Raw genomic sequence first — 18,893 nt, 5'->3', positions numbered from 1 at the left:
GATGGTTCAATGCCTGTTGTGGCTAGTTGGTTTACACGCACAGCAACAGGGCTGGGATAAGCATTTTCAGGCCAATACCATTGGGCATCGAACGGTACTCTCAACGATTCGCTTGGGATTGGAGGTACTCAGGCGGCCTGATTATCAAATCACGGAGAAAGAATTGCTGGCGGCCTGGGTATTATTCGCCAATCAGTTGCTCAAATATGGCTATGCTATGGCTGATTTATGAGGGGATCCTTCAGCGCTCAGCGGCTATTGGTGTCAGAGTGCAATTCTAAAAAAGTTTCCTTCAAGGCTAATGCCCTTGAAGGTTTTCGTTTGATTTCTTGATACCCAAGGCCAAAAATCTAACCTCCTTCAATTCAAGCCGCGATTTGCTGTTTTTTATCCCATTTTCCGAGAGATGTTTTTAAGTCATGACGGACCCTAAGCGTTTATCTGATGAAGCCTATTCAATGATATTTCTTACATAATATGGAAAAGTCATCCATTGGATTGAGTAAGAAATCTTTACCGACAATGGAAGTCATTTCTGATTCAGATATAAAAGGATTGTCAATTTTAAAAAATAATCGTTGATTCAATTTACTTTTTATCAAAAAATCGCAATGGCGTTGATAAAATAACTGGTCAAATTGACCATTATCGATAATTCTCTGGAGGCCAATTTGTATTCGCTGAGCTAAGCGAGGTTTGTTAGGTGAAACATAATAATATGTCGCTAGCGGAATATGTAGCATGATGCTTTCATCAACAACGAGATCTGGATATTGTTGATTAAACTGCTTAACCTCTTGAAAGACTTCATTCACTCCGCGGCCAAATGTTATAAACCGTCCTTTTGATAACATATTAAATAAACTGTCATATTGATTGCTTTCTATAATCTTAAATCCTGCTTGTTGCATGGCAACTTTAGTTGACCATTGGCTACCTGAACCAGTATCAAGAGCAGTTAACTGCGCTAGCGAGGTGATTTGAGCTAACCTAGGTACATTTTCCTTTTTAATAATAAAAATTCTAAATCCTTGAATGCCTTTTCTAATGGGAATTTTTATTGGAATAAGCTGTTTATTCCACTGTAGGTTAGAGGCTTCTGCAATAACATTGATGGTTTCACCCTCTTGTAATGCTCTGAAGATACGATTTCGACTCATTATTAGATCTGAGACTTGTAGTGATGCTTCACCAAAATCGGCTTTGGTTACATCAATAACTAATTGTAAAAGGTCATAAGTATACTGATATCTGTGATCAAGCTTGGATTCTGACTGATTGATAATGAATTGATCATTAGCAGAAGTGACGGGTATGTTTGCCAAGACCCACAGGGAAAGAATACAAAAAATAATGCCCAGTCGCTGTAAATTATCCATCAATAAACTCATTGCTAGAGGTTGAAATTGATTCGGTGTGCTTATTTTAGCAGTAGCCTAGATGGCTTGCGGGATAAAGAAACAGATGATAAGCGTAAATGATATATTTTTTTAGTTTGGGTTTATGTGAGTTGTAAATCAATTTAGACAGCCCAACGGTGTTGGCACTGGGTGCGAGTGGCTCGCAGAATATTTTAAAGTCCTTATGTTGTTTAGCCATAGTGTTTTTAATATGGCTTTACGTTATATATGCATAAACGTGTTTGTAGTCTGGCAACGATTTTGGGGGAAGTTTGAAGGTCGTGTTTATTGCGTTAATCATTTATGAGAACGTGCTTTGAGCGTTTAACCAGCGCCGGCGCATGCTCCAGGTTTTTACAGTGCTATCACTTTGGCTCTACTGCTGATGTTAAACATATAAATTGACCACTCAAGACCCAGAGAGGACATCAATGAACTCGGATAAAATTTTAGAATCTGCACAAGCAACCTTGTCTGGATTAATACCATTTCCTCAAATTGTCGGCAATCTTATTGCTGAAGGTGTCGAGTATTACTATTTAGACTATGCCACGAAGTCATTTACTTTCTATAGCGCAGCAGGTTCTACAGTGCAAGCATCTTTATCATTTGAGTGGCTTCCATTAATTGCTGAAAATTTTAATGTGATTGAACTCAGAGCTGCCATCTTGGATAGTCAGCAGCATGGGCAAACATTTCGGCTTTTCTGCCAGCGCGCTATGAATGCTGGAGTTCAAGGTTATTTCGTGTTTTTGCGAGGTAAACGTGTAACCTATTTTGGCCGTCAAGGTGACCAGCATACCGAATGGTTTTCTGGTGCTAAGCCGAGCGATGTCTAACAATGCTGACTAGGCTCGTCACTTTCTGGGCAGGGTGCATCGTGAGTTTTACATTGGGTGAATGGTTACGTGAAGTTCATTGTATACGTCACTTACATCTTCCTGTGCTTAACGTTATAGATCACTGGAGGCATAAATATGCTACCACGCAATGTCACTACTATTTCTCGAATGCCGATTTACGGCATCATGAAGATTAAGTCATATCTTGCGATGGTAATGGTTTACGGGGTGATTTTAATTGGTATTGGACGGTACAATTGCGGTTAAATAGGAGAATAATGTCTTATGTACCATCAATTTCTAAATGAACCTATGGTGCTTGATGTTGAAAATACATCAATACTCACATTACGGCTACCCGACGATGTTAGTGATTTTATTGTGTCACAGGCGATCAGTGCCCCTTTACTAGAGATTATCGTCATCGCTGAAGCCGGAATTCAGCAAAATATAGTCATCCGCTTCCAGCCGTTTATGGGTCTTAAGGTCGAATCGTTACCGCAAAGTCCTCAGGCTTTCAATACACCAATAACCCGCAGCCTTGGGCAAGGTTTTAGGCTTTATACACGGATGGGAACTGCTGCGAAATTTTGTGCGGCTGAATTGAGGCGAGGTGTATCTTTTACCTTAGATACGACTCGTCATTTAGATGCAGATAATGACTTAATAGTAGGTGCAGATAATGACTTAATAGGTGCAAATAGTTACTTAATTTTTGCCTTACAAGCCAATTCAAAGTTTGAGTTAGTACCCTTAGAAGCGGATTTGCGGGTTTTGCATGAGCCCAAAGCGTTAATGGTTGCTAAAGCACTGTTAGCAAGGCACTACGACTATGCCGCATCATCTGAATCTCTTGCAATTTACATGACTGAAATCGAGCAGGTTAGATTAGAATTGCAGGCGTTTATGCGCGGGGAGCTTGGTCAATGTCACGCCAGCCTTGCTGATGAAGTATTAAGGATCGATCCCTTGCTACTGCAGAAACAACAATGGTTATTTAGAACCTATACCCATATGTTTGAGCGACCAAACTACAGCCGCGCTGCTAATGATGTTGATAACACTGATAAGCTATTAAGAAAATTAGAGTGTTATGAATTACTCGCTTCACCGGAATTGACCCTGATGGTAGATCGATTGATGGAAGACGAAACATAAACTTTTTACCCAAATTTAGCTAAATGATAAGAGTCCATTATGCATTATTTATGTCCCCTGTGTGCCGCCCCACTGACGTTAACGGAGCGAACTTGGGGTTGTTCACTGCAACATAAGTTTGATATGGCCAAAGAAGGCTATGTCAACTTATTGCCTGTACAGAAGAAAAACTCAAAAGATCCTGGTGATAATAAACAGATGATGTTTGCTCGGCGTGAATTTTTAAACGCGGGTTACTATCAAGGTTTGAGTGATAGAGTGAATGAGCTCGCGCTTGAGTTTGGTGCCGAAGCAAAACAAATCCTCGATATAGGCTGTGGGGAAGGTTACTACAGTCAACGTTTATTCCATGTGTTGAGCCAGCACCATGATTGCAATTTACAAGGTATAGATATTTCTAAGTCTGCAATTAAATATGCAGCTAAACGTTACCCTAATTTGCAATTTTGTGTCGCAAGTGCCTATGAAATGCCAATCGCATCCCAAAGTGTCGATCTTGCCATTCGTATTTATGCCCCTTCAAAAGTAGAAGAGTTACAACGGATTATGGCTGATGGAGGCTTACTGATAACGGTTTCTCCGGGACCTTTACACCATTTTGCGTTGAAACAACAAATTTATGCTGAGCCAAGATTACATCCCGTTTCCACAGCGCATATTGCTGGATTTGAGTGTCTTCATCAGGAGCGCTTAATCTCCCAGTTAGAGCTGGCAAACAGTGAACATATTGCTCATTTTTTAGAAATGACGCCCTATGCTTGGAAGTTTACTCATGCCCAAAAGCAAGCATTTGCGTTGCAAGGACTGAACTGTGAATTGGATTTCCAAATTGAAGTGCATCGGATTTCAAAGTAAGTGATAAGATTAAGCTATTGAAATAAGTTATTTAAAATGCTTAACTGTACTTGCTAAACAGCATGAACCTAGTGTTCTGCTAGCCGGTTGCAAAACCGTAAAGTAGATTTAGGCAAAATAAATAATCCAAAGTGTCGCAGTGTGTTGACTTATCTTTAGAATGGTTTATAGTCTTATCAGCTTGAAGGTTGGGCTTATATTTATGTGTTCAATACGACCAGTTCGTCCTGTAAACATAAGTAATACCGGCATTTTCCAGCTCCACCCGCCGTTAAGGCTTTAATTTTTTATTTACAGGATTTATATTATGTCTCAAGTTACTGGTGTTGTTAAGTGGTTCAACTCTGACAAAGGTTTCGGATTCATTGAGCAAGAATCTGGTCCAGATGTATTCGTACACTTCCGTGCGATTAACTCTGACGGTTTCAAAACTCTTGATGAAGGCCAAAAAGTGTCTTTCACTGTGACTCAAGGTCAAAAAGGTCCACAAGCTGAAAACGTAACTATCATTGGTTAATTTTCAGTGCTGTTAGCCTAGAGCTGATAGCAATGGATTAAAGGGCTATGGTTAATTCCGTGGCTCTTTTTATTTGTGCGAAAATAAGATTTCATTTAGTTTAGATTGTTGAATCCAGTATAAGCGACGAGATCCACTTAACATGTCGCATTAATTTAATGCTTAAATCTGAAGTTAATCCTCTAATCTTTCTCTGTTAGAATCCAATTCTGATATCTCCAAGATTTTCAATAAAACCATTTGATACACTCTCCTTATTTTTACCCCTGTAACATTCAATTCCATTATATGTTAACTCTTAACTCTTAACTCTTAACGCTTACTCTTATCGAGTTTATTTTTTGCGTAATCTTATATTCAATGTCGAACGCGAATGTGTCTAATCATTCATTTGTTGTAAATCAGTGACTTCAGATATTGCCGAATATGATTGGTGCACTTGCATTTCTTGCACTTAGTTATCCTACATATACTAAGCTGCACCTAAGGCTGAAAGCCTTGTAGTAAAGAGTTGAGGCTGGCAAAGCATTTAGTGCTTGATATTAAAGAACACTAGCTTATTTATGATGTAGTTTGGAGCCGACCAAAAAACGAATATGGCTATTGAGATGCCTTGCATTTCGTACATTTAAGTATTTCCGACAGAAGCTTTAGGCTGCTAATCCAACTTAATTATCGGCTACTTTATAGCGGAATAATGCTTTCCCTCGACTAGTTTTCCTAACTTATAAAGGAGGGATCTACAGTTAGCACTAAATGGATTAAGAGCCCTTTCTACTGGCGGGTATTGGCCTGATATTTTGTTAGCATGTTTATTGCTTCTAATGTGACGTTAGTGACAACACAAGAATACTTAAAGTTGAGAACTATATACCGAGGAACTTTTGATGGGTTATGTTATTCAAGGGACTACGATTAAGCCGAAAAATGGATAGAGCTAAATTTAAATATTGTGGAGTATTACAGTGTAAATAAAAAAGCCATGCAATTGCATGGCTTTTCTGGTTTAGCTTAAGTGATTATGGACGCGCCATATCCGACTCTGCACCATTAGCGAGTTTGATTTTGGCTGTAGACTCTTCGTTCGCAGTATTCTCATACTCTCGTCCTTTAGGGACTGCCACTTGTTCTCTCACTTCAACGACAGGCTTGGTCATATCCGAAGACACCATAGAGCCAAAGCGGCTAGCGGCTTTCGGCTTGCTGACAACAACTGCATCCGTGATTTGCGGTGTTGTTGGAGCTGTTTGTACTGTGGCTTGAGGCTTAACGATAGCTGCCGGTCTGGCCATTGGCGCAGAGGCTGTTGCTTTCACGGCTTCTTTTACTTCAGCGCTCGGTGCAACACTTGGCTCGACAAGTGTTTCGGTTTTAGCTGCTTCAGCTTTGGGTACTGCTACTGATTTAGTCACTGAGCTTTCAACTGATGGGACTACAACGACTACGGCTTCAGCAGTAACGCTGGTCACCTGAGTTTCAACGATTGACGCAAGGTCAACTTTTACGTCAGCAGCCTTTGGCTCTTCCGCTTTCGTTTCAGTGGTTTTAGTCACAACAGGTTTAGTTTCAACTTGCTGAGTTTCAACTGCTGCAACGTCATTTGCTTGAGGCTGAGGCTCAACTTTTGCTTCTACTTTAACAACAGCAGGAGCTTCAACAGCTGGAGTTGAACTGGTTTCAGCTATTTCGACGTCAGCAGTTTTTACGGCCGCTTCAGTTACCGCTGTTGTTTGAGTTGCAACAACAGGAGTTTCCACTCGAACACTGATGATTTCGCTTGGGTACTCTTGGTCAGCACCTAATTCGTCATTAGGAACGAATTGCGCTGGCGTTGATGTACCTTGGTCATCTTCGTCGCGACGACGACGTTGACCCGCTGCACGAAGGTGGCGAGGGCTACGACGGCTACGACGTTGACCATCTCTTTGCTCGCGTTTTGATTGATCATCAGCATTCGCATTTTCGTTGTCTGCATCAACTTCGCTATCTTGCGATACAGCATCCGCTGCTACAGTATGAGCTGTTGTGTCAACCAAGGTGTTTTCAGCTATGTTAACAGCATCAACAGCAGGTGTTTCTACTACAGTAGAAATTACAGTTGTCTCTTCTAGCACAATATTTTCTTGCACTTCTTGAGCGGGAGCAGCTTCCTTACGAGGCTGGCGACGTGTTCTTGGCGCTTTAGTTTCTACTGGCGTTTGTGCAATGACTTCAGCTTTGGCATTAACACTGATAGTACTTGCCGCTGCGGCGTTAAGGGCTGCAATTTCCGCTAACACTTCTGCGGCATCTTCAGGTGCAATTGGGATCGCATTATCTGGCGTATTATGGCCATTATCGATACGCACCTTACGACGCATGTTACGGCGCTGACGACGCTCACGGGCGACTTCTTGCTTAGGTGCATCATCTGCTTCAATGTCGGCAACAACATCTTTTGGCGCTTGTACGCGTGGCTTCGGTTCAGCTTTAGCTGGACGTTTAGCCGCTTCTTCTTTTTCGCGTACTGGACGTTCTTGTGTGCTGACGACTGCATCAGTCGGCTTTTTTGGATTGCGGCTACGCGGCTCACGAGTGCCTTCTTTTGCTTTGTCGGCATCTTGGGCATTGCGTGGGCGGCGAGTGTCATTACGACGGTTACGGCGATTTGCGTTAGCCGCACTGGTATCAGTTGCTTTAGTTTCAACAACTTTTACGGGTTCAGCTTTTTCACTTGGCGCAAACATGGCACTGATTGCACTCACAAGCTTGCTGAAGAAGCCTGGTTGTGGCGCTTCAACTTTCACCGTTGGTGATGGGGCTTGTTCTACTTTTTGTGGCGCTGCAAAACCTTTTAATGCCGGAATAGGCGCCGCAGTACGTTCCAGTTTGCGTGGCTCATACAATTTGGCTTCAGGATGCTCTATACGCTTATAGCTTGATTCACTGATTTCATCATCACTACGGTGACGGATCACGCGGTAATCAGGCGTCATCATGTGTGCGTCAGGTATCACATACACTTCGACATCGTGACGCTGTTCTGTGATGCGAATGGCTTTGCGTTTCTCGTTTAACAAGAAAGCTGCAACATCCACAGGCACAATCGCTTCGATTTGTGAGGTGTTTTCTTTGATGGCTTCTTCTTCCATCAAACGTAAAATTGACAGTGCTAAAGACTCGGTACTGCGAATCGTGCCTTGGCCATGACAGCGAGGGCAGATATGCGCTGCAGATTCTTCTAAAGAGGGGCGCAGACGTTGACGCGACATTTCCATCAAACCGAAACGAGAAATGCGACCTAACTGCACGCGAGCACGATCATGGTGCACAGCATCACGTAAGCGGTTTTCAACTTCACGCTGATGGCGTACAGGCGTCATATCGATAAAGTCGATAACCACTAAGCCACCTAAGTCGCGGAGGCGCAATTGGCGGGCAATTTCATCGGCGGCTTCAAGGTTAGTGTTAAGTGCTGTTTCTTCAATATCGCCGCCTTTAGTGGCACGGGCAGAGTTGATATCGATTGAGGTTAAGGCTTCAGTTGGGTCGATAACAATTGAACCGCCAGATGGCAGACGCACTTCGCGTTGGAAGGCGGATTCAATTTGTGATTCGATTTGGAAGTGAGTGAATAATGGCACTTCAGCTTCGTACAGTTTTACGCGCTCAACGAAATCAGGGCGAACTAAGGCGATATGTTGCTTCGCTTCTTCAAAAATACGTGGATGATCGATGAGGATTTCGCCCACGTCACGGCGTAAATAGTCACGAATAGCGCGAACTATCACATTGCTTTCTTGGTGAATTAAGAAAGGTGCGCCTTTAACTTGTGAAGCTTCGGTGATCGCCGCCCAGTGGTGTTGTAGAACTTTTAAGTCCCACTTTAACTCGGCAGATTCTTTGCCTACACCCGCAGTACGCACGATAAGACCCATGCCCGCAGGCACTTCTAAGTCAGCCATCGCTTCTTTTAGCTCAGTGCGTTCATCACCTTCGATACGACGAGAAATCCCGCCAGCACGTGGGTTGTTTGGCATTAATACTAAGTAAGAGCCTGCAAGGCTGATGAAGGTCGTTAAGGCTGCACCTTTATTGCCGCGTTCTTCTTTGTCAATTTGGACAATAACTTCCTGTCCTTCACTGACCACTTCTTTGATGTTTGGGCGACCTTGGAACGAATATCCCTTCGGGAAATATTCTCTAGCGATTTCTTTCAGTGGCAAAAAGCCGTGACGATCGGCACCGTAGTCGACGAAAGCGGCTTCTAAAGACGGTTCTACTCGGGTAATTTTACCTTTGTAAATGTTTGATTTTTTTTGCTCATGACCTGGGCTTTCAATGTCTAGATCATACAGTTGTTGCCCATCAACAAGGGCAACACGCAACTCTTCTGATTGAGTTGCATTGATTAACATACGTTTCATGATGACGTCATTCTTCTTTAAATAGAGGTCATCAAACATCGCGCTTCGCTGCATTACGGGCCTAGCAGTAGGTCAACTGAGCCTCACGGCTGGTGGCTAGGCAAGAGGTGCGCATTGCTGTTAGACGCAGTCGCTGCGTGTCGCATCCTATTTATGGCTTATTTTTTAATGATTACAAAAACAAGGAATTCGTTGTAAAACATCAACCAACCCCATAAATTCTTTAGTTTCTTTCCGGTAATGCCCAAGTCGAATCGGTTTGTCTGACGACAAGTTAAAATATCCTTCGAAATCGGGGAGGAAAACCTAGGGTAAACCTTATTAAAGTAAGGCGACTTTCTCGATTTAATCGTAAAAAACGCATTTATGGTATTTTTACTTATTATACGATTCGCAAATCAATGACTTGCTATCAAGAAAATGTTTTTTTATCCGTTAAATTTTCCGCTTGGGATCGGGGCGTTGTGAACACTTTATTCACGGCTTATCCCTAATCGCTGGTGAAATATAGCAATAATCAAAAAATTCAGCAATGGAAAGGCACAATTCTTCTCAGTTGTTGTACAATGGCGGCCGTTATAATTAGATGGCGCATCATGAATATAGAATCCACCCCACAACAGGTTCAGTTGATCACGATTGATGAAGATCACTTCGAACAGCGTATCGATAACTACTTAATGACCAAGCTGAAGGGCGTGCCGAAAAGCATGATCTATCGCATTGTCCGCAAGGGCGAGGTTCGAGTTAATAAAAAACGCATCAAACCCGAGTACAAGTTGCAGATTGGCGATATAGTACGTATTCCGCCAGTCCGCGTGGCAGAGCCAGATAACCGTACCGCACCATCGGCGAACTTAAGTAAAGTCTCGCAACTCGAAGATCGTATTTTGCATGAAGACAATCATTTGATCGTGCTGAATAAACCTGCTGGCATTGCAGTGCATGGTGGTAGTGGAGTCGATTACGGTGTGATTGAAGCATTGCGTTCACTGCGTCCTCAACAAAAGTTTTTAGAGCTAGTACATCGTCTCGATAAAGATACTTCGGGCGTGTTGTTGGTGGCGAAAAAGCGTAGCGCGCTTAAACATCTGCATGATCAGCTTCGGTATAAAAAGATGCAGAAAGACTATTTGGCCTTAGTTAAAGGTGAATGGTCTGCTCAAGATAAAGCCGTTAAACAGCCTTTATTGAAAATTACCCTCAAATCCGGTGAGCGCATTGTGCGTGTTAATGCTGAGGGTAAACCTTCAGAAACGCGCTTTAAAATTATGCAGCGTTACCAAGGTTGTACTTTAGTGAAGGCAAGCCCTGTCACTGGACGTACTCATCAAATTCGGGTGCATTGCCAATTTGCCGGTCATCCTATCGCCTGTGATGATAAGTACAGTGAGCAAGGGTTTGATGATAGCATGCGGTCTTTAGGCTTAACTCGACTCTTTTTACATGCCGCAGAATTGATGTTCATTCATCCAGAAAATGATGAAGTGATGCGGGTTTCAGCGCCTTTAGATGAAAATTTATCGCAATTACTCGATAAGTTAAAGCGTGCGTAATCGACGGGGATAGGTTTCAAGGATGAAGATAAAGCAATACGATTTAGTGATTTTCGATTGGGATGGCACTCTGATGGATTCCATCGGTAAAATTATCACTTGTATTGAAAATATGGCTAAGGCATTGCAGTTACCTATCCCAACTGAAAGTGACATTCGCGATATTATTGGTCTTTCTATGACAGAAGCGCTGCGAGTCCTGTTCCCTGAGGGGCTTAATTGCAGCGCTTCTTCTGTATATTCTCAGCCTCTACATTCTAAAAATGCATTCAGCCAAGGCGAAAATGATCAATATCAGCAGATGCGCGCCGAGTTTAAAGTACAATATTTGCATTTAGACACCACGCCAACGCCCTTGTTTGTGCAAACTCCAGCGTTAATTGATGACTTGCATAGCCAAGGCTATAAGTTAGCCGTCGCAACTGGTAAAGCCCGTGCGGGACTTGATCGCGTCTTTGAGCAAACAGGCTTAGGTCGATACTTTGTTGCGTCACGCTGCGCTGATGAAGTGCACAGCAAACCCCATCCTGAAATGATCTCAAGCTTGCTGAAAGAATTGAATATTGCCCCGAACCGAGCCTTAATGGTGGGTGATTCTCTGCTGGATTTAACCATGGCGGCCAATGCAGGGATTGATAGCGTTGGTGTGACCTATGGCGCTCACAGTGCTGAAAAGTTGCTGCGGGCAAAACCTATCGCCTTGATAGATTCACCAAAGCAATTACTGCAATACCTCTAACACTGCTATTTAATGCTGGAGCGGCAATACATGCCGCTGCGCATGAGACTTCCTTATCACTTTTATTTACGTCTCATCTTTTCGTCGATGAAACGACTCTGTAGCCCGGTATTTTTGATGCGCGTCATCGATTCAATAAACAGAGCAAAGCCTTGGCAAACGGTTAAGCGAGAACGTCTACACCTTGGGCTAACAGCATTTCCGTCAGTAATATCAGTGGTAAGCCAACTAAGGTATTGGGATCGCGCCCTTCGAGCGCTGTAAATAACGCGATACCTAAACCTTCGCTCTTAAAACTCCCCGCGCAATAATAAGGCTCTTCTTTTTCAATGTAAGCCACAATCTGCGCATGGCTAAGGTGCCTAAAATGAACCGTAAAGGGGTCAACCTCAGCGGCCATAGCGCCAGTTTTGGCATTATAGAGTGCAAGACCAGTATAAAAGGTGATGGCCTTGCCTGAGGCTTGAGTGAGCTGCGCGACGGCATTATTAAAATGATGGGGTTTACCGATAATCTTGTCATCAATGACGGCAACTTGATCGGAACCAATAATCAGACCATCGGGGAATTGTTCTGCTCCCGCGACGGCTTTTGCTTTGGCTAATCGCAGCACTAAAGCATGGGCCGATTCTTCGAGATACGCCGTTTCGTCAATATTAGGATTGCAGCATTCGAAGGGTAACCCGAGTTTTTGCAGTAAAGATTGTCGATATACAGACGTCGAAGCTAAGATTAATGGGGTTGGCATAATGAGATATCCGCAAAAGAATGACTCATATTGTGACCAATCAATGCGAGAGAGTGCAAGAGTTTCGTCTTTTACGGTTTCTTTTCAATGAATGCGACTATTTTAGGCGGCTTGCGCTTGTATGCGGTCCCATGCTTGGGTACTATTTCGCTTCCGTCAATTTCAATGTTGGGGCAGGGGAAAGGCTTAAGTCGCAAACTGGGACTTAATTTAGCATTTTTTCTTTGACTCTAGCGTTTTCAAACTATAATATGCGCGCCTTATGCAAACAGTAAAGATACCGGTTTCAATTGATCCATTTCGCGCCGCCTCGAGTCGCCTAGTTTATCAGGGCGTTGTTCCTGGTGTGCAACTGAAAAGATTAACTGAGTTATGTGCCGGCGACTGTTCCGATGTGGCAGTGTCGCTTGAATGTGGCGTAGATTTACAGGGGATAGTCTACCTGAAAGGGAAGGCTGTGACGGAGCTCACTCTGATATGTCAACGTTGCATGACACTATTTACCACTGAGGTTACGGTCGAGTTTTGTTTTGGTCCATGTCGGACTAAAGCAGAAATCGATGAGCTCCCGGATGCGTATGACCCAATTGAGTGCAATGAAATTGGCGAAGTGCGTCTACATCAATTAATCGAAGATGAATTGATAGTCGCTATGCCGATAATCCCAATGCATCAAGAAATTGATTGCAGTGCGGGATCTAAAGACATGGTTGTAGGCGAGATAGAACCCGCTCAAGAGGAGCGTCCAAATCCGTTTGCAGTGTTAGAAAAACTGAAGAGCAAGTAATCGAGGAGACAGGCCAATGGCTGTACAACAGAACAAAAAATCACGTTCAAAGCGCGGAATGCGCCGTTCACATGACGCACTGAGCACTGCTCAGCTGTCTGTAGACGCTACCAGCGGTGAAATCCATATGCGTCACAATGTGACTGCAGATGGCTTCTATCGCGGTAAAAAGGTAATCAACAAGTAATTTGTTGGTTTCCTAATGACGAATCTGACGCTTGCGTTAGATGCAATGGGTGGTGATCATGGCCCCCACGTCACGGTGCCTGCAGCCTTGCGGGCACTACAATTACATTCTTTTCTTAAAATCATTTTAGTCGGTGACAAGACTGAAATTGATGTCTATCTACGTCAAGCCGAAGCGAGTTTACTTTCGCGCATAGAAATCATTCATACCGATGAAGTCGTTAGTATGTCCGATAGGCCTGTGCATGCCTTGCGTACACGTAAAAACAGTTCCATGCGATTGGCTATTGAGTTAGTGCGTGACGACCGCGCACAAGCGTGTGTGAGTGCCGGTAACACAGGGGCGCTGATGGCAATGGCGAAAGTATTGCTGAAGACCTTGCCTGGTGTTGATCGACCCGCCTTAGTCAGTTGTTTACCTGCGGTGACTCAAAAACCGGTTTATTTGTTGGATTTGGGCGCGAATATTTCCTGTGATTCTGAAACCTTATTTCAATTTGCCGTGATGGGCTCAGTCCTGTGCGAAGCGGTAGATAAGAAATCTCGGCCAAAAGTCGCCTTGCTCAATGTGGGCGTTGAAGAAATTAAAGGTAATGACCAAGTTCAGCAAGCCGCGCAGTTGCTGCAACACACAGAACAAATCAATTACACAGGTTTTATCGAAGGGGATGAAATCTATTCCGGTAATGTGGATGTGATTGTTTGTGATGGGTTTGTGGGTAACATCACGCTCAAGACCTCAGAAGGTATTGCCAAGTTATTAGTACATCAGTTAAAACGGGGACTAACCCAAGGTTTATTCGTTCGTTTTCTGGCTAAACTTATCGCCCCTCGTATCCAGGCGGTCCTTAGTCAGATGAACCCCGACCACTATAACGGTGCAAGTCTGATAGGATTGCGCGGAATAGTTGTAAAAAGCCATGGAAACGCGGATGAAACTGCCTATTTACAAGCAATTAGTTTGGCAGTAACGGAAGCTCAACGTCGACTCCCTGAAATGATAAAAGATCGTTTGGAGTCGATTCTTTTAGATATAAATAACTGATCCCTCCTTATGCATACAAAAATTCTCGGAACTGGTAGTTATCTACCGGTGCAGGTGCGTAGCAATCAAGATTTGGAAAAAATGGTGGAAACCACTGACCAATGGATTGTTGAACGTACAGGTATATCAGAACGTCGCATTGCGGCTTTCGATGAAACCGTTTCAACTATGGGCTACCAAGCGGCATTAAAAGCGCTAGAAATGGCTGGCATAGAAGCATCAGATTTAGACATGATCGTCTGCGGCACCACCAGTGCTTCCAATGCTTTTCCGGCTGCAGCTTGTGAAATTCAAGCCATGCTTGGCGTGCATACCATTCCAGCTTTTGATATCGCAGCGGCGTGTTCAGGCTTTGTTTATGCTTTATCTGTTGCCGATCAATTTGTAAAAACGGGCGCGGCTAAAAAAGTATTAGTGATTGGTGCCGATGTACTGTCTCGCTTATGTGAGCCAGAAGATCGTTCAACGATTATTTTATTTGGTGATGGTGCGGGCGCGGTTGTGATAGGCGCATCCGAAACACCAGGGATCATTTCGACCCACATTTATGCCGACGGTCGCCAAGGTGACTTATTGAAATGCGCTTTCCCACCACGTAAAGGCGAAACTTCTGAAGCGGTCGGTTTTATGACCATGAAAGGCAACGATGTCTTTAAAGTGGCTGTGACTCAATTGTCCCATGTGGTGACTGAGACGCTGCGCATTAACAATATCGATAAGTCAGAAATTGACTGGTTAGTGCCACATCAAGCCAACTTCCGAATTATCAATGCTACCGCTAAAAAGCTCGATATGAGTCTTGAGAAAGTCGTATTGACTTTAGCTAAACACGGTAATACTTCTGCCGCGTCAGTGCCCATTGCATTGGATGAAGCCGTACGTGATGGCCGTATTCAGCGCGGACAATTACTGTTGCTTGAGGCCTTTGGTGCTGGATTTGCGTGGGGCAGTGCGCTCATTCGTTTCTAAGTTCTACATGTGTGTTCCACATGATTTTTCAATAAATTAAGTTAGCCATAGGTAATTTGAATATGGAAAATGTTGCTTTTGTATTTCCGGGCCAAGGTTCACAAGCCCTAGGCATGTTAGCCGAGCTTGCCGAATCTCATGCTGTTGTTGGACAAACCTTTGCTGAGGCGAGTGACGTCTTAGGTTATGATCTGTGGGCATTGGTTCAGCAAGGTCCTGTTGAAAGCTTAAATGAAACCGATAAAACTCAACCAGCCCTATTAGCGGCGAGCGTGGCGATTTGGCGTACCTACGTGGCTTCAGGCAAACCTATGCCTGCTATACTCGCGGGTCACAGCTTAGGCGAGTATTCTGCTTTAGTTTGCGCTGGTGTGATGGATTTTAAAGACGCGATTAAGTTGGTGGAATTACGTGGTCAACTGATGCAGCAAGCGGTTCCAGCTGGCACGGGTGCTATGTATGCGATTATCGGTTTGGACAACGAGAGTATCGCTAATGCCTGCGCCGAAGTGGCTCAAGGTGACGTGGTGAGTCCAGTTAACTTTAACAGTCCTGGTCAAGTGGTCATTGCAGGTCAAAAAGACGCAGTTGAGCGCGCTGCAGTAGCTTGTAAAGCAGCGGGCGCTAAAATGGCGGTGGCTCTACCTGTCAGCGTGCCATCACACTGTGCATTAATGAAACCTGCGGCGGATAAACTGGCCGTGGCATTAAACGATGTACAGTTTAATACCCCAACAATTACAGTGATTAATAACGTTGATGTGGCATCACCCACCTCTGCTGATGACATTAAAGATGCGTTAGTGCGTCAGTTATATTGTCCTGTCCGCTGGAGCGAAACTGTTGAGCTAATGGCCCAAAAAGGCATTACCCAACTGGTGGAATGTGGTCCTGGTAAAGTATTGACAGGATTAGCAAAACGAATTAATAAATCACTATCAGCCCAAGCGGTTAATGATGTTGCTTCATTAGCAGCATTAACTGAGTAAGGAGTTTATATGAGTTTCAACCTGAATTTAACAGGCAAAGTGGCTTTGGTGACAGGTGCGAGCCGCGGTATTGGCCGTGCGATCGCTGAGACACTGGTCGAAGCAGGTGCAGTGGTTATTGGAACCGCAACCAGTGAGAAGGGCGCTGCGGCAATCCAAGAATATCTGGGTGACAAAGGTTTTGGTTTAGTGCTTAATGTCACAGATAGTGAATCTGTTACACATTTATTCGCCTCGATCAAAGAAAAAGCGGGTGATGTTGATATTCTAGTCAACAACGCGGGTATAACCCGTGATAATCTGCTGATGCGGATGAAAGATGATGAATGGCAGGATATTATCGACACCAACCTGACATCGTTATTTAGACTGTCAAAACCTGTGATGCGTACCATGATGAAAAAGCGCTTTGGCCGAATCATCAATATCGGTTCAGTGGTAGGCACCATGGGCAATGCAGGTCAAGTTAACTACTCGGCAGCAAAGGCGGGTTTGATTGGATTTACAAAATCTCTTGCAAGAGAGGTTGCATCTCGTCAAATTACAGTTAATGCTATCGCTCCTGGATTTATCCAGACCGATATGACAGATGAGCTGACCGAAGAGCAGCAAAAAGCTATCATGTCACAGGTTCCGATGGAACGATTAGGGCAAGCGCAAGAAATTGCCAATGCAGTGCTCTTTTTGGCCTCGGACTCAGCCGCTTACATCACAGGCGAAACTTTGCATGTGAATGGCGGCATGTACATGGTTTAAGGGCGAATGGCAGGGATTTCTGTCGCAACTGAGTAGTGATCTGTATCAATTGATAGTGAAATTTCGTGGTTAGACCACGAAAACTAAGCTTGCATTGTCAGCCAAATCTAATAAACTACTCGCAATCTTACGCAAGTGCGTAATTTGAATAGGAAAGAAAACTAATGAGCAACATCGAAGAACGTGTAAAGAAAATCATTGTAGAGCAACTGGGCGTTAAAGAAGAAGACGTTAAGCCAGCGGCATCTTTCGTTGACGATCTGGGTGCAGATTCTCTGGACACTGTTGAGTTGGTTATGGCTCTGGAAGAAGAGTTTGATACCGAGATCCCTGATGAAGAAGCTGAAAAGATCACTACTGTTCAAGCAGCGATCGACTACGTTTCTAAGAATCAGTAATTCTGAATTCTTGAAGACAGGCGGCATTTTTGCCGCCTGTTTTTGTTTTACCCCCGTCAAATTCTGCCTCCGTGCCATTCAATCGTCTCTGGATCGTGTTTTAATTGTTATCCACGAGATGCTCGCCGCAGATTGGCGAATTTTTCTAAATAAACGTTATTTAAGAAATTGTCTAATGATAGAAAACCCTGTGTCCTCTATCTGAATTAACAAATTAGCATTTAAAGGTGACTGCCGTGTCTAAACGTCGTGTAGTGGTAACCGGTTTGGGGTTAGTAACTCCAGTGGGCAATACTGTCGATACTACTTGGAAGGCTTTGCTTTCGGGTAAGAGTGGTATTGCACCGATAACCAAATTTGATGCCAGTGAATTTACCACTCGTTTCAGTGGTTCAGTAAAAGATTTCGATGTTGAGCAATACGTAACGAAAAAAGACGCCCGTAAGATGGACCTCTTTATTCAATACGGTATGGCGGCTGGCATCCAAGCTATCCAAGACTCAGGTCTGGACATGAGCAAAGAAAACCCTGGTCGTGTCGGTACTGCTATTGGTGCGGGTATGGGCGGTATGTGGTTGATTGAACAAGGTCACAGCGCATTGATGAATGGTGGCCCGCGTAAGGTTTCTCCTTTCTTCGTACCTAGTACCATTATCAATATGATTTCGGGCCACTTGTCGATCATGTTTGGCATGAAAGGCCCAAATTTTGCCGTGACGACCGCTTGTACTACTGGCGTGCATAATATCGGCTTTGCTGCACGTACTATTGCCTATGGCGATGCAGACGTGATGGTTGCCGGCGGTGCTGAGGATGTCACTTCTCCTTTAGGCGTTGCAGGTTTTGGTGCAGCGAAAGCGTTATCGACACGCAATGACGATCCGACTGCGGCGAGCCGTCCATGGGATAAAGACCGTGATGGTTTTGTGATCGGTGATGGCGCTGGTGTGATGGTGATGGAAGAGTACGAACACGCAAAAGCACGCGGTGCGACCATTTACGGCGAGTTAGTCGGTTTTGGTATGAGCGGTGATGCGTTCCATATGACATCGCCTCCAAGTGACGGAGCAGGCGCTGCGGCGGCTATGGTCAATGCCATTAATGACGCTAAGTTATCACTGGAGCAAATTGGTTATATCAATGCCCACGGTACGTCGACGCCAGCAGGTGATAAAGCGGAAGCGGCAGCGGTTAAGTCAGTATTTGGAGACCACGCTTATAAAGTACTGGTTAGTTCGACTAAATCGATGACGGGTCACCTATTAGGTGCTGCGGGCGCGGTTGAAGCGATTTTCACTTTGCTAGCACTGCGCGACCAAGCCGTGCCGCCAACGATTAACTTGGATAATCCAGATGAAGGTTGTGACTTAGATTTTGTTGCCCATACAGCCCGTGACGTGAAGATGGATTACGCTCTGTGTAACTCCTTCGGTTTTGGTGGGACTAACGGTTCATTACTATTCAAGAAAGTGTAAAACACGCATTTATGGTGTAAAAAACAGTGAAAAAATGCGCCTGAGGGCGCATTTTTTATGGGTCAAA

The 18,893-nt window shown here is 44.1% G+C and carries 17 protein-coding genes and 1 pseudogene; 15 read left to right on the top strand and 3 right to left on the bottom strand.

Annotation, left to right across the window (positions count from 1 at the left end):
• Positions 1-232 (top strand): annotated as a pseudogene (locus L5M10_RS11230) (IS4 family transposase); the annotation flags it as partial.
• A gap of 223 nt (positions 233-455) precedes the next feature.
• Here the strand turns inward: L5M10_RS11230 and L5M10_RS11225 are convergent.
• Complete coding sequence (locus tag L5M10_RS11225; RefSeq protein WP_219252066.1) at positions 456-1,379, bottom strand: hypothetical protein; 924 nt, start codon at positions 1,377-1,379, stop codon at positions 456-458.
• A 452-nt stretch (positions 1,380-1,831) separates the two neighbouring features.
• Here L5M10_RS11225 and L5M10_RS11220 point away from each other — a divergent pair, with 452 nt between their 5' ends.
• The 4 genes from L5M10_RS11220 (at position 1,832) to L5M10_RS11205 (ending at position 4,772) form a co-directional block, all read left to right on the top strand.
• The gene (locus L5M10_RS11220; RefSeq protein WP_219252065.1) at positions 1,832-2,239 is read left to right on the top strand and encodes a DUF1398 family protein; all 408 of its coding nucleotides are present in this window, start codon (positions 1,832-1,834) and stop codon (positions 2,237-2,239) included.
• A gap of 288 nt (positions 2,240-2,527) precedes the next feature.
• Positions 2,528-3,400 carry a hypothetical protein gene (locus L5M10_RS11215; protein WP_263255273.1) on the top strand — a complete coding sequence of 291 codons (873 nt, stop codon included), beginning with the start codon at positions 2,528-2,530 and terminating at the stop codon, positions 3,398-3,400.
• 39 nt (positions 3,401-3,439) lie between these two features.
• Complete coding sequence (rlmA, locus tag L5M10_RS11210) at positions 3,440-4,255, top strand: 23S rRNA (guanine(745)-N(1))-methyltransferase (RefSeq protein ID WP_198572243.1); 816 nt, start codon at positions 3,440-3,442, stop codon at positions 4,253-4,255.
• Positions 4,256-4,562: 307 nt separating this feature from the next.
• Positions 4,563-4,772, top strand: coding sequence for a cold-shock protein (locus tag L5M10_RS11205; protein ID WP_011789734.1), 210 nt, complete (start codon positions 4,563-4,565; stop codon positions 4,770-4,772).
• 1,019 nt (positions 4,773-5,791) lie between these two features.
• On the opposite strand, the gene rne is transcribed toward L5M10_RS11205, so the two are convergent.
• Positions 5,792-9,232, bottom strand: coding sequence for a ribonuclease E (gene rne / locus L5M10_RS11200; RefSeq protein WP_263255272.1), 3,441 nt, complete (start codon positions 9,230-9,232; stop codon positions 5,792-5,794).
• A gap of 542 nt (positions 9,233-9,774) precedes the next feature.
• Here rne and rluC point away from each other — a divergent pair.
• The gene (rluC, locus tag L5M10_RS11195) at positions 9,775-10,734 is read left to right on the top strand and encodes a 23S rRNA pseudouridine(955/2504/2580) synthase RluC (protein ID WP_049821723.1); all 960 of its coding nucleotides are present in this window, start codon (positions 9,775-9,777) and stop codon (positions 10,732-10,734) included.
• A 22-nt stretch (positions 10,735-10,756) separates the two neighbouring features.
• Positions 10,757-11,473 (top strand): HAD family hydrolase, encoded by a 717-nt coding sequence (locus tag L5M10_RS11190; RefSeq protein WP_263144544.1) that lies wholly within the window; start codon positions 10,757-10,759, stop codon positions 11,471-11,473.
• 163 nt (positions 11,474-11,636) lie between these two features.
• Here the strand turns inward: L5M10_RS11190 and L5M10_RS11185 are convergent, their stop codons facing one another.
• Positions 11,637-12,221, bottom strand: a complete 585-nt coding sequence (locus L5M10_RS11185) for a Maf family protein (protein WP_263144546.1) — start codon at positions 12,219-12,221, stop codon at positions 11,637-11,639.
• 262 nt (positions 12,222-12,483) lie between these two features.
• On the opposite strand from L5M10_RS11185, the gene yceD reads away from it, so the two are divergent.
• The 8 genes from yceD (at position 12,484) to fabF (ending at position 18,826) form a co-directional block, all read left to right on the top strand.
• Positions 12,484-13,008, top strand: a complete 525-nt coding sequence (gene yceD, locus L5M10_RS11180; RefSeq protein ID WP_028760371.1) for a 23S rRNA accumulation protein YceD — start codon at positions 12,484-12,486, stop codon at positions 13,006-13,008.
• Positions 13,009-13,024: 16 nt separating this feature from the next.
• Positions 13,025-13,195, top strand: a complete 171-nt coding sequence (rpmF, locus tag L5M10_RS11175) for a 50S ribosomal protein L32 (protein WP_006081226.1) — start codon at positions 13,025-13,027, stop codon at positions 13,193-13,195.
• Positions 13,196-13,210: 15 nt separating this feature from the next.
• Positions 13,211-14,239 (top strand): phosphate acyltransferase PlsX, encoded by a 1,029-nt coding sequence (gene plsX, locus L5M10_RS11170; RefSeq protein WP_028760370.1) that lies wholly within the window; start codon positions 13,211-13,213, stop codon positions 14,237-14,239.
• 9 nt (positions 14,240-14,248) lie between these two features.
• Entirely contained in the window at positions 14,249-15,208 is a 960-nt protein-coding gene (locus tag L5M10_RS11165; protein WP_263144550.1) for a beta-ketoacyl-ACP synthase III, read from the top strand.
• Positions 15,209-15,270: 62 nt separating this feature from the next.
• Entirely contained in the window at positions 15,271-16,197 is a 927-nt protein-coding gene (gene fabD, locus L5M10_RS11160; protein ID WP_173245461.1) for an ACP S-malonyltransferase, read from the top strand.
• Between the two features lie 9 nt (positions 16,198-16,206).
• Positions 16,207-16,953, top strand: a complete 747-nt coding sequence (gene fabG, locus L5M10_RS11155; protein WP_006081230.1) for a 3-oxoacyl-ACP reductase FabG — start codon at positions 16,207-16,209, stop codon at positions 16,951-16,953.
• Positions 16,954-17,117: 164 nt separating this feature from the next.
• Positions 17,118-17,351, top strand: coding sequence for an acyl carrier protein (gene acpP, locus L5M10_RS11150; protein WP_006081231.1), 234 nt, complete (start codon positions 17,118-17,120; stop codon positions 17,349-17,351).
• Positions 17,352-17,587: 236 nt separating this feature from the next.
• The gene (gene fabF / locus L5M10_RS11145) at positions 17,588-18,826 is read left to right on the top strand and encodes a beta-ketoacyl-ACP synthase II (RefSeq protein WP_006087466.1); all 1,239 of its coding nucleotides are present in this window, start codon (positions 17,588-17,590) and stop codon (positions 18,824-18,826) included.
• Positions 18,827-18,893 lie beyond the last annotated feature (67 nt).

The sequence above is a fragment of the Shewanella sp. SM32 genome (assembly GCF_025654235.1).
In the GTDB taxonomy this organism is placed as follows: domain Bacteria; phylum Pseudomonadota; class Gammaproteobacteria; order Enterobacterales; family Shewanellaceae; genus Shewanella; species Shewanella oncorhynchi.
The sequence above is the reverse complement of the archived record's forward strand: the minus strand, read 5'-3'. Positions and strand labels throughout refer to the sequence as shown.

Coding starts and splice junctions, on each gene's coding strand:
- L5M10_RS11225 (WP_219252066.1), bottom strand. CDS start 1,379: ATGGATAATTTACAGCGACTGGGCATTATTTTTTGTATTCTTTCCCTG.
- L5M10_RS11220 (WP_219252065.1), top strand. CDS start 1,832: ATGAACTCGGATAAAATTTTAGAATCTGCACAAGCAACCTTGTCTGGA.
- L5M10_RS11215 (WP_263255273.1), top strand. CDS start 2,528: ATGTACCATCAATTTCTAAATGAACCTATGGTGCTTGATGTTGAAAAT.
- rlmA (WP_198572243.1), top strand. CDS start 3,440: ATGCATTATTTATGTCCCCTGTGTGCCGCCCCACTGACGTTAACGGAG.
- L5M10_RS11205 (WP_011789734.1), top strand. CDS start 4,563: ATGTCTCAAGTTACTGGTGTTGTTAAGTGGTTCAACTCTGACAAAGGT.
- rne (WP_263255272.1), bottom strand. CDS start 9,232: ATGCAGCGAAGCGCGATGTTTGATGACCTCTATTTAAAGAAGAATGAC.
- rluC (WP_049821723.1), top strand. CDS start 9,775: ATGAATATAGAATCCACCCCACAACAGGTTCAGTTGATCACGATTGAT.
- L5M10_RS11190 (WP_263144544.1), top strand. CDS start 10,757: ATGAAGATAAAGCAATACGATTTAGTGATTTTCGATTGGGATGGCACT.
- L5M10_RS11185 (WP_263144546.1), bottom strand. CDS start 12,221: ATGCCAACCCCATTAATCTTAGCTTCGACGTCTGTATATCGACAATCT.
- yceD (WP_028760371.1), top strand. CDS start 12,484: ATGCAAACAGTAAAGATACCGGTTTCAATTGATCCATTTCGCGCCGCC.
- rpmF (WP_006081226.1), top strand. CDS start 13,025: ATGGCTGTACAACAGAACAAAAAATCACGTTCAAAGCGCGGAATGCGC.
- plsX (WP_028760370.1), top strand. CDS start 13,211: ATGACGAATCTGACGCTTGCGTTAGATGCAATGGGTGGTGATCATGGC.
- L5M10_RS11165 (WP_263144550.1), top strand. CDS start 14,249: ATGCATACAAAAATTCTCGGAACTGGTAGTTATCTACCGGTGCAGGTG.
- fabD (WP_173245461.1), top strand. CDS start 15,271: ATGGAAAATGTTGCTTTTGTATTTCCGGGCCAAGGTTCACAAGCCCTA.
- fabG (WP_006081230.1), top strand. CDS start 16,207: ATGAGTTTCAACCTGAATTTAACAGGCAAAGTGGCTTTGGTGACAGGT.
- acpP (WP_006081231.1), top strand. CDS start 17,118: ATGAGCAACATCGAAGAACGTGTAAAGAAAATCATTGTAGAGCAACTG.